Genomic DNA, 9662 nt, shown 5'->3' on the forward strand with positions numbered 1-9662 from the left:
TCAGGCATGGCAAGGCCCGACCGCTCAAATGGCAGGCTGGGCTTGTACCACGCAAGGATGTTTAGGAGTGGTTAGAAGCGCGCTTTAGGCGTCGCCACCGGAATCGGATGGCTGCCATCGAGCGGCAGGAAACAGCCCTGGTCCGCGTCGTAGGCTTTGATCTCGCTGGTCTCGATGTTGTACACCCAGCCATGGATGAACAACTGGCCGTTGGCCATGCGAGAGGCGACCGAGGGATGCGTTCGCAAATGCTGCAACTGCGCGATCACGTTCTCTTCGGTGAGGATAGGCATGATTTGTTTTTCGTCGCCGCACGGGCAGTTGTCATGGACCATGGTCTTGGCCACTTCAGCATGGCGCAGCCAGGCTTTGACCGTGGGCATTTTTTCCAGGGTGTCGGGATTCAACACTGCACGCATGGCGCCGCAGTCGGAGTGACCGCAGACGATGATGTGCTGCACTCCGAGGGCCAGCACGGCGTATTCGATGGCGGTAGAGACGCCGCCGTTCATCTGCCCGTATGGCGGAACGACGTTGCCGACGTTGCGGGTCACGAACAGGTCGCCTGGGGAGCTATGGGTAATCAGCTCGGGCACGATGCGCGAATCGGCGCAGGTGATGAACATCGCCCTGGGCGCTTGCGCGGTGGCGAGTTTCTTGAAGAGTTCTTCCTGCTGCGGAAAGATTTCGTGATGGAAATGCAAAAAGCCGTCAACAATATGCTGCAGCGCTGCATCGGCGGTTTCCGCCTCGGGTTGGGCTGAAGCCGACGCAGCCAACGGCTGTTTATCCTTGTCACTCATGATTCATCCTCTTTGACGGTTTGGTGACCAGTGTGGCTGGTTAAAAAACATCCAGATCGAGGTGTTCGACCTGTCAGTCACTCGATGAACAAGGTAGCGGCCGAAACTTAACTCAAACTGAATCAAAGGCTCTAGAACAACGATTACAGGTGTGGCCGGGAGCGCAAGTGCCGGTCATGCCAGCCCATGCCTCACGTTCAACTTTAATCAAATCAAAGACATCTGTCGGCCCGGCGGACAAAAGGCATTGCAATCGAGATTGTAACCTTCCCGGCGTTCTAGCCCCAGACGCTTGAGCGCCTTGGCGAAACGCTGGGCCAGCAGGTCGGCGAACGGGCCTTCGCCACGCATCCGGGAACCGAAGCGGCTGTCATACAGTTCGCCGCCACGGCTCTGGCGAACTAGGCTCAGCACATGAGCTGCGCGTTGCGGGTAGTGCGCTTGTAACCATTCTTCGAACAGCGGCGCGACCTCCAATGGCAGGCGCAACATGATGTATGAGGCACTTTGCGCGCCGGCGGCATGGGCCTCGGCCAGCAGGTTTTCGATCTCGCTGTCGTTGATCATCGGGATCATCGGCGAACACAGCACCCCCACGGGAATGCCTGCCTCGCGCATGACCTTGATCGCCCGCAACCGCGCCTTGGGCGCCGCCGCACGCGGTTCGAGGATGCGCTTGAGTTCATCGTCCAGAGTGGTGAGGCTGATCATGACCTTGACCAGGCGCTGTTGCGCCAGCTCGGTCAGCAGGTCCAGGTCGCGCAGAATCAGCGAGCCTTTGGTGACGATGGTCACCGGATGACGGTAGCGCAGCAGCACTTCGAGAATCCGACGAGTAATGCGATGTTCGCGTTCGATGGGCTGGTAAGGGTCGGTATTGGAACCCAGATTGATCGGCGCGCATTGATAACCGCGCCCGGACAGCTGCTCCTCCAGCACATCGGCGGCATTGGTCTTGGCGATCAGTCTGGTTTCGAAATCCAGCCCGGGCGACATGTCCCAGTAAGCGTGGCTGGGCCTCGCATAGCAGTAGATGCAGCCATGCTCACAGCCCCGGTAAGGATTGATGGAGCGGTCGAACGGGAGATCCGGCGAGGTGTTGCGGGTGATGATGGTCTTGGCCGTTTCGATCCGCACTTCGGTGCCTTGGGTCGGCGGTACTTCCTGATACCAGCCATCATCTTCGACCACCGAGCGACTCGGGGCGAAGCGGTTGTGCGGGTTGGTGGCGGTGCCACGGCCACGGGGCGGAAGAGAGATGGACATTGGAAGGCTCCGTTGCTGTATGTACATACAGTATTCGCTGGAGTTGAATTAGACCAGCGCCGTTCAGCAGCCCACGACTTATGGAGGGTGTTCACGTTGTGTTGACGTCTTGCTCACAGGCCTTTAACTGGCTCGTGCCGAAACTGACGGTCTCGTTCTTCTTCGTTTCGGTCGTCCACGCATGTTCAAACGCCATTACCGCTCGCTGCTTCTTCTGTCCTTGTGCCTGGTATTTGCCGAGTCCCAGGCCCTGGCGGCCGACTTGGACGAGGCGAGGTCTTCCGAATGGGCCCAACCAGTGGAAAAGCGCTACAACCTTTATCAAATGTCGCTCGCGCTTTACCGCAGCGCCTTGCCGGACACTGATGCCTTGCCTCTGCTGACGAGACTCAACATCGGCACGGTCATCACCTTTCTGCCGGAGTCGGATGCCAATTGGTTATCCACACCTGGCGTCAAGCAAGTGCAGTTGCCTTATCGCACCAATCATGTGGACGACAGCGATATCCTCGCCGCCCTGCGCGCCATTCAGGTCGCCGAAGCCGATGGCCCGGTGCTGATGCACTGCAAGCATGGTTCGGACCGCACCGGGTTGGTGGCAGCCATGTACAGAGTGGTCGTACAGGGTTGGAGCAAAGAGGAGGCCTTGAATGAAATGACGGAAGGCGGCTTTGGCAACAACCCGCACTTCAAGGACGGGATTCGTTACATGATGCGGGCCGATATTGAGAAGCTCCGCATTGCGCTGGCCAACGGCGATTGCAGCACCAGCGCTTTTGCTCTTTGCTCCCTGAAAAGTTGGGTCAACTCAACCACCACAGCGCATTATCTCGACCCTCACGGGGATGTCCCCGGGCGATGATCGGTTGCGTGCCGGAAGGCGACTATGGATTCGGACAACGGTCGCGAATCCCCCGGTGCGAAGATCGTTTCGCGCAATGCCCGGCCCGTTGCCGCGTTGAACAGTCCATCGCGTTTGAATGTCTGGAAGACGGTACTGGCCGATTCCCTTGACCAGGCATAGGCGTAGATCCCGGCTGCATAGCCCGTGACGATGTAGTCCAGGCCATTGGGCCAACGTTCGTTCGCGAACACCGGCAGATGCCCTACTTGTCCGCTGATTTGATCGAATACTTGTTGGGCTGTACGTCCATCGCCGTGGCTGCGGTGCAACTCCATGTCGAATAACGCATCGCGCAAGAACGCGGCGGTGTCCCAACTGGTTTGGGTATTGAGGTAAACCAGCAACTGATCGGCGATTTTGTCCGGTAAGGGCGCCCCGGTTTGATGATGCTTTGATATACGGATCAGGCACTGTTTGGAGAAGCACCATTTCTCGAACAATACTCCGGCAAATTCGGCCGTATCCCGGGAAAGCTCCGAGATACCTGAAACCCCGCGATATTCTGCCCGAGTCAATACATGGTGCAGGCAATGGCCGAATTCATGAAAAAGGATTCGTAGCTGCCGATGATCCAGTAATACGGGGTCTGCACTTGAGCCACGCGGCAACCAGCCATGCAAGGCGGCGATGGGGTGGCGGGGGCGGCCCTCGGCCGTGAGGCGACGGTTGCGCAGGGTCGTGGTATTGGGGAACCCGTCCTGGTTCGCCACTTCAAACGGGTCGAAGTAGATGTAGCCAATGATTTCGTCCCGCTCACGGACTTCAAAAAGACGCACGTCCGGATGCCAGGTAGCCACATCCCGACGTTCAGCGATGATCACGCCGAACAGGTCCCTGGCGATCAGCCGCAGTTGTGAAAAAGTGGACTCCAGCGCAAACCAGGCGCTGACTGTTTGCTCTGAAATACCTGCTGTCTGCCGACGGAGCTTTTCTGCCAGGTATTGAAGGTTCCAAGGCTCAAGCCCGTTGAAACCTTGTGTCGTGGCAAATGCCTGCAGTTGCTCGGCGTCTTGGATAAACGCGCTGTGCTGCTGGGCGAGCCGCCCTTGCAAGAACGACAGGACCTGTTCGGGCGACTCGGCTTGCTCCGGCTCGATCGCCATTTGGGCGTAATTCAAATAGCCCAGTAAGGTGGCGTACTGATGACGATCCCTGAGCAACTGCGAGAGTACGTCGCCGTTGTCGAACACCCCGGCATGCGGCCCTTGATCCGATGCGCGCGTGCTGAAGGCGACATAGATTTGCTTGCGCAAAAGGTGATTGTCAGCGTAGCGGGTGACGATACGAAACGATTCCTCATTGAGCGTCAGCAACCAGCCTTTGCGCCCAGCCTCACGCGCCTGGTCGGCCATGCGTTGTTTGAAAGACGACGGTAGGCCGCTCAACTGAGCCTCGTCGACAAACGTTTTGCTCCAGGCTTTATTGGCCTCGTGCAAGTGCTCCAGGAACAAGCTCCGGGCGCCTTGGATGCGTAGCGTCAGGTCTTTCAGGTCTGCCGGTGAGGTGTGTGCCAATCCGTTCTGGCGAAACTGCCGGAGGATCTTTTCCAGCGTTCGTTTTCTCGCCGATGTGAAATGCCTGGCTATCTGGCTGTTCGCCAGTTGCTGGAAGAGTTGAAACAATTCTGGATTTTGCTTCAGCGACCTCTGGTAATCGTGCAACCGTTCGCTGCAGTCGCGCCAAGCCTGTGTCCAGGCGTCCCCCGTCCTGGTCAAGGTCAGACGCTCCAGCACGTAGCTGAAACCTTTCAATCGTGCATGGATTTCGTCCATGGCCAGCACCAGGTCGTCCCAGGTGGGGAAAGCTGTCTGGGTCTTGATGATTTCGGTTACCTGATCCCGGCTTTGAGCAAGGATCCGGTCGAGGGCCGGTGAAAAATGTTCGGCGTTGATCAGCGAAAAAGGGGGCAGGTCGTAGGCCTGCAACAGCGGGTTGTCATCGTCGGGCATGGCAGCCTTCCTGTCAGTCTGGACTTGCTGAACAGTCTGGGCGGGAAGGGATAAAGCCTGGTGGTATATATGTATCGCTTCCGGGCCGGGCGGCCCGGAAGGTGATGCCGAAGATTTCAGTCGGTTTTTTTCTTCAGCTTGGGATTGGGGAAAAATTGCACCGCCTGAACCTTGGCATCCGGGACTTTTAGCGCCGATGTATTGACTCGGGTGCCCAATTCCTTGGGCACCGACAGGCCTTGTTCGTTGAGCGTGTCGGAATAACCGCAGGCCACGCATTCGCGGTGCGGCACGCCGTCTTCGTTCCACATCATCAACTTGTCCGGTTCGCTGCACGCCGGACAGACTGCCCCGGCGATAAAGCGTCTTTTGGTAATCACAGGCCCCTCGCTCATGCCGCTGCATCCTCGGTCAGACCGCTATGGCGCAAGAGTGCGTCAATCGACGGCTCACGGCCACGGAAGTCGACGAACAGCACCATCGGCTCCTGAGAACCGCCACGGGCCAGGATCGCTTCACGGAAGGCGCGACCGGTATCGGCGTTGAGTACGCCGTCCTCTTCGAACTTGGAGAACGCATCGGCCGACAACACTTCCGCCCACTTATAGCTGTAGTAACCCGCCGCATAACCGCCGGCGAAGATGTGGGCAAAGCTGTTAGGGAAGCGGTTGTAGGCCGGCGGACGCATCACCGAGACTTCGTCGCGCACGCCTTCGAGCACTTGCAGCACACTGCGGCCATCGCCGTGGGTGGCGTGCAGTTCGAAGTCGAACAGCGAGAATTCCAACTGGCGGACCATCATCAGGCCGGACTGGAAGTTTTTTGCCGCGAGCATTTTTTCCAGCAGGTCCTGGGGCAGCGGTTCACCGGTTTCGTAATGGCCGGAAATCAGCGCCAGGCCCTCGGGTTCCCAACACCAGTTTTCCATGAACTGGCTCGGCAGCTCCACGGCATCCCAGGCCACGCCGTTGATGCCGGACACGCCGGCATGTTCGACGCGGGTCAGCAGGTGGTGCAGGCCATGGCCGAACTCGTGGAACAGGGTAGTGACTTCGTCGTGGGTCAGCAGCGCTGGTTTGCCGCTGTCGGCCGGGGTGAAGTTGCACACCAGGTTGGCGACCGGGCTTTGCAGCACGCCCTCGAAGGTGCGGCGACGGTCGCGAGCGCCGTCCATCCAGGCACCGCCGCGTTTGTTGGCGCGGGCGTAGAGGTCGAAGAAGAAACGGCCGACGTGCTGGCCGTTTTCCTTGATTTCGAACAGGCGCACGTCCGGGTGCCAGCTGTCGAAGCCTTTCAGCTCGGCAATCTCGATGCCATAGAGGCGTTGCACGATGGCGAACAGACCGCTCAACACCTTATCGATCGGGAAGTAGGCGCGCAGGGCTTCCTGGGCGACGCTGTAACGCTGCTGGCGCAGTTTTTCACCGTAGAAACCACTGTCCCAGCTTTGCAGGTCGGGGCAGCCTTGTTCGGCGGCGAAGGCCTTCAGCTGTTCCAGGTCCAGGGCGGCAAATGGTTTGCTGCGCTTGGCCAGGTCGCGCAGGAAGCTGAGGACCTGATCACTGGACTCAGCCATTTTGGTCGCCAGGCTCAACTCGGCGAAGTTGGCGAAGCCCAGCAGTTGGGCCAGTTCCTGGCGCAGGTCGAGGATCTGTTCCATCACCGGGGTGTTATCGTTCTGACCGGCGTTGGGGCCTTGGTCTGACGCGCGGGTGCAGTAGGCAGCGTAGATTTCTTCACGCAGGGCGCGGTCTTCGGCGTAGGTCATCACTGCGTAATAGCTGGGGAATTCCAGGTTGATCAGCCAGCCGTCCAGTTCTTTGGCCTGGGCCGCAGCGGCCATTTGCGCCTTGGCCGAGTCGGTCAGGCCGGCGAGGGCGGCTTCATCGGTGATGTGTTTGGTCCAGGCCTGGGTCGCGTCCAGCAATTGGTTGGAGAAGCGGCTGCCCAGTTCCGACAGTTTGCTTTGCACTTCGGCGTAGCGCTTCTGCTGCTCGGGCGGCAGATCGATACCCGACAGACGGAAGTCCCGCAGGGAATGTTCCAGGATGGTTTTCTGCGCCACGTCGAAACCGGCGGCTTCGGGGCTGTTCGCCAGGGCTTCGAAGGCCTGGAACAGCTCGCGGTTCTGGCCCAGCTCGGTGGAGTAAGCACTCAGCGCCGGCAGGCAGGCCTCGTAGGCTTCACGCAGTTCAGGGCTGTTGCGCACGGCGTTCAAATGGCTCACCGGGCTCCAGGCAGCGCCCAGGTGATCATTGAGTTCGTCCATCGCCAGCACCAGGCCGGCCCAAGTAGGCTGCTGGCCTTGGGTCTTGAGGATTTCAGCAATGGCGGCACGGTTGTCAGCCAGGATCTGCTCGATGGCCGGTTGCACGTGCTCGGCACGGATCGCTGAGAACGGCGGCAGGTCGTAGGGTTGCAAAAGAGGGTTGTTCACGCTCACGGTTGACACCTTGGCTGGAAGAAACATGGGCCCATCTTAATTACAATCGACGTTCACCGCAGCTAGCAGCCGCTATCAGCCAAAAAGAGAGAGCCTATCGTGACCCTTCGCACGTACCAGAATCACCACCCACGGCTTGCCCAGGGTGCTTTTGTCGACAGCACTGCGGTGGTGATCGGCGACGTCGAGATCGGCGAAGACAGCTCCGTCTGGCCGCTGACGGTCATTCGCGGCGACATGCACCGCATCCGTATCGGCGCCCGCACCAGCGTCCAGGATGGCTGCGTGCTGCACATCACCCACGCCGGCCCCTTCAATCCTGATGGCTTCCCGCTGCTGATCGGCGACGACGTGACCATCGCCCACAAAGTCATGCTCCATGGCTGCTCCGTGGGCAGCCGGGTCCTGATCGGCATGGGCAGCATCGTCATGGACGGCGCGGTGGTGGAAGATGACGTGATCATCGGTGCCGGCAGCCTCGTACCGCCGGGCAAACGCCTGGAGAGCGGCTTTCTGTATGTGGGCAGTCCAGTGAAACAGGCCCGGCCACTGACCGACAAGGAACGCGCCTTTTTCACCTACAGCGCGGCGAACTACGTGAAGCTCAAGGACCTGCACCTGGCCGAAGGCTACGACCAGGCCTGACGGGGTCGCCTGCCACCTCCATATCATCGTGGCGAGGGAGCTTGCTCCCGCTGGGCTGCGCAGCAGCCCCATTACTCCCAGGAACTGCAATGCATTACCAGACCGTACTCTTCGACCTCGACGGCACCCTCACCGACCCCCGCGAGGGCATTACCCGTTCGATCCAGTTCGCCTTGAGCCAACTGGGCATCGACGAACCCGACCTCACTCGCCTCGAACACTTCATCGGCCCGCCGCTGTTGCAGGCCTTCATGCAGTTTTATGACTTCGATGAAACGAAAGCCTGGGAGGCGGTGAATTTTTATCGCGAGCGCTTCAAAGTCACCGGGTTGTACGAAAACCGCGTCTTCGACGGCGTAGTGCCCCTGCTGGAAACCTTGGGTGAGCAGGGCCGGCAACTGTACATCGCCACCTCCAAACCCTGGGTCTTCGCCCGGGAAATCGCCCGCCACTTCGATTTCGCCCGGCATTTCAAAGTGATCTATGGCAGTGAGCTGGACGGTACGCGCACCGACAAAGTTGAGTTGATTGCTCACCTGATGGCTGAAGAGGGCCTCGACCCGGCGAATACCTTGATGATTGGCGACCGCAAGCACGATTTGATTGGCGCTAGTAGCAATGGGCTGGATGCGGCGGCGGTGGGCTATGGGTTTGGCAGTTATGAGGAGCTGAATGCCGAGGGGCCGGCGTATCACTTTAAGACGCTGGATGAGTTGCATCGGGCGTTTTTGCGGGGTTAGCCATATTGCTATCGCGGGCAAGCCTTGCTCCCACAGATGACAACCTCAGTACTTCATTCCGAGTACTGCCCTGTGGGAGGAAATTCAGAGCACTGCTATGTGGGAGCAAAAGTGTGTGTGAGTACTGCTCTGTGGGAGCAAAGCTTGCTCGCGATGAGGCCCTCATGGACACAGCCTGAACCGACTCATACCCATATGGCATCCCACAATGGATAGTCCCCAATTTTCTTAACTAGACCTGCCCGCAGCGGATTCGCCACGATATACCGTGCGACTGCGTGTAAATCTTCCTCCTTGCGAATGGCTCGGTCATGGAATCCCGCCTGCCAAAGCGATCCTTGCCGCTGCATCAATCGATTGAAGGTGACCGTGGTCCGAGACTTCGTTCGCGCCATCAGTTTTGAAAGTCCGATTCCCTGCAGCTCGATCAGCCAGTGAAAATGGTCTGGCATCACCACCCAGGCCAACGAATGGGCAAATTGTTCTTGCTGGGCCTTGCGAAAGGCATCAACCACCAAGCGTCCTGTCTCGAAGCGGCCAAAAGCCGGCTCGCGATCCCGCGTAATCGCCGTCAGTAAATAAATTTGCCCAGGCTGCGAATAACGCCCGAAACGCAACTGATTGGAGTGAGGCAGTGTCGTCATCAGTGATCCTCCTTGATCTGTCCTTTGTCTCAAGGCTAGGACAGCGGCAACGGATCTGACTTGGAATGTTGGAGCAGGATGTGTCTGGGCGAACGTCATCGCGGGCAAGCCTTGCTCCCACAGATGACACCCTTAGTGCCTCATTCCGAGCACTGCCCTGTGGGAGCAAAACTCAGGGTACTGCTCTGTGGGAGCAAAACTCAGGGTACTGCCCTGTGGGAGCAAAACTCAGGGTACTGCCCTGTGGGAGCAAAACTCAGGGTACTGC

General features: G+C 59.0%; 9 protein-coding genes. 3 read left to right on the forward strand and 6 right to left on the reverse strand.

Annotated elements, in window-relative coordinates; all coding sequences use genetic code 11:
* Positions 1-71: 71 nt before the first annotated feature.
* Complete coding sequence (locus MA884_RS06970) at positions 72-803, reverse strand: carbonic anhydrase (protein WP_047230057.1); 732 nt, start codon at positions 801-803, stop codon at positions 72-74.
* 207 nt (positions 804-1010) lie between these two features.
* Complete coding sequence (locus MA884_RS06975; RefSeq protein WP_256229702.1) at positions 1011-2069, reverse strand: PA0069 family radical SAM protein; 1059 nt, start codon at positions 2067-2069, stop codon at positions 1011-1013.
* A 181-nt stretch (positions 2070-2250) separates the two neighbouring features.
* On the opposite strand from MA884_RS06975, the gene MA884_RS06980 reads away from it, so the two are divergent.
* Complete coding sequence (locus MA884_RS06980) at positions 2251-2931, forward strand: tyrosine-protein phosphatase (protein WP_256229703.1); 681 nt, start codon at positions 2251-2253, stop codon at positions 2929-2931.
* Here the strand turns inward: MA884_RS06980 and MA884_RS06985 are convergent.
* The 3 genes from MA884_RS06985 to prlC all read right to left on the reverse strand — a co-directional run bounded on the left by MA884_RS06985 (position 2907) and on the right by prlC (position 7365).
* Positions 2907-4898: a M3 family metallopeptidase gene (locus tag MA884_RS06985; protein ID WP_256229704.1), complete on the reverse strand. Its 1992-nt coding sequence runs from the start codon at positions 4896-4898 to the stop codon at positions 2907-2909. The genes MA884_RS06980 and MA884_RS06985 overlap by 25 nt on opposite strands.
* A 140-nt stretch (positions 4899-5038) precedes the next feature.
* Positions 5039-5317 carry a YheV family putative zinc ribbon protein gene (locus tag MA884_RS06990; protein ID WP_047230061.1) on the reverse strand — a complete coding sequence of 93 codons (279 nt, stop codon included), beginning with the start codon at positions 5315-5317 and terminating at the stop codon, positions 5039-5041.
* Positions 5314-7365 carry an oligopeptidase A gene (prlC, locus tag MA884_RS06995; RefSeq protein WP_256229705.1) on the reverse strand — a complete coding sequence of 684 codons (2052 nt, stop codon included), beginning with the start codon at positions 7363-7365 and terminating at the stop codon, positions 5314-5316. Before prlC ends, MA884_RS06990 begins: the two co-directional genes overlap by 4 nt.
* Positions 7366-7464: 99 nt before the next feature.
* Here prlC and MA884_RS07000 point away from each other — a divergent pair, with 99 nt between their 5' ends.
* Positions 7465-8010, forward strand: a complete 546-nt coding sequence (locus MA884_RS07000; RefSeq protein WP_256229706.1) for a gamma carbonic anhydrase family protein — start codon at positions 7465-7467, stop codon at positions 8008-8010.
* Positions 8011-8099: 89 nt separating this feature from the next.
* On the forward strand, positions 8100-8750 hold the full coding sequence (locus tag MA884_RS07005) for an HAD family hydrolase (RefSeq protein ID WP_256229707.1): 651 nt from the start codon (positions 8100-8102) through the stop codon (positions 8748-8750).
* 185 nt (positions 8751-8935) lie between these two features.
* Here the strand turns inward: MA884_RS07005 and MA884_RS07010 are convergent, their stop codons facing one another.
* The gene (locus MA884_RS07010) at positions 8936-9394 is read right to left on the reverse strand and encodes a transposase (protein WP_256229709.1); all 459 of its coding nucleotides are present in this window, start codon (positions 9392-9394) and stop codon (positions 8936-8938) included.
* Positions 9395-9662: the final 268 nt, after the last annotated feature.

It is taken from the genome of Pseudomonas sp. Q11 (assembly GCF_024494355.1).
GTDB lineage: Bacteria > Pseudomonadota > Gammaproteobacteria > Pseudomonadales > Pseudomonadaceae > Aquipseudomonas > Aquipseudomonas hefeiensis.

What these genes read in the sequence shown, in the direction of transcription:
- MA884_RS07005 (WP_256229707.1), top strand. Translation starts at nt 8,100, where the DNA reads ATGCATTACCAGACCGTACTCTTCGACCTCGACGGCACCCTCACCGAC.
- MA884_RS07010 (WP_256229709.1), bottom strand. Translation starts at nt 9,394, where the DNA reads ATGACGACACTGCCTCACTCCAATCAGTTGCGTTTCGGGCGTTATTCG.
- MA884_RS06970 (WP_047230057.1), bottom strand. Translation starts at nt 803, where the DNA reads ATGAGTGACAAGGATAAACAGCCGTTGGCTGCGTCGGCTTCAGCCCAA.
- MA884_RS06990 (WP_047230061.1), bottom strand. Translation starts at nt 5,317, where the DNA reads ATGAGCGAGGGGCCTGTGATTACCAAAAGACGCTTTATCGCCGGGGCA.
- MA884_RS06975 (WP_256229702.1), bottom strand. Translation starts at nt 2,069, where the DNA reads ATGTCCATCTCTCTTCCGCCCCGTGGCCGTGGCACCGCCACCAACCCG.
- MA884_RS06980 (WP_256229703.1), top strand. Translation starts at nt 2,251, where the DNA reads ATGTTCAAACGCCATTACCGCTCGCTGCTTCTTCTGTCCTTGTGCCTG.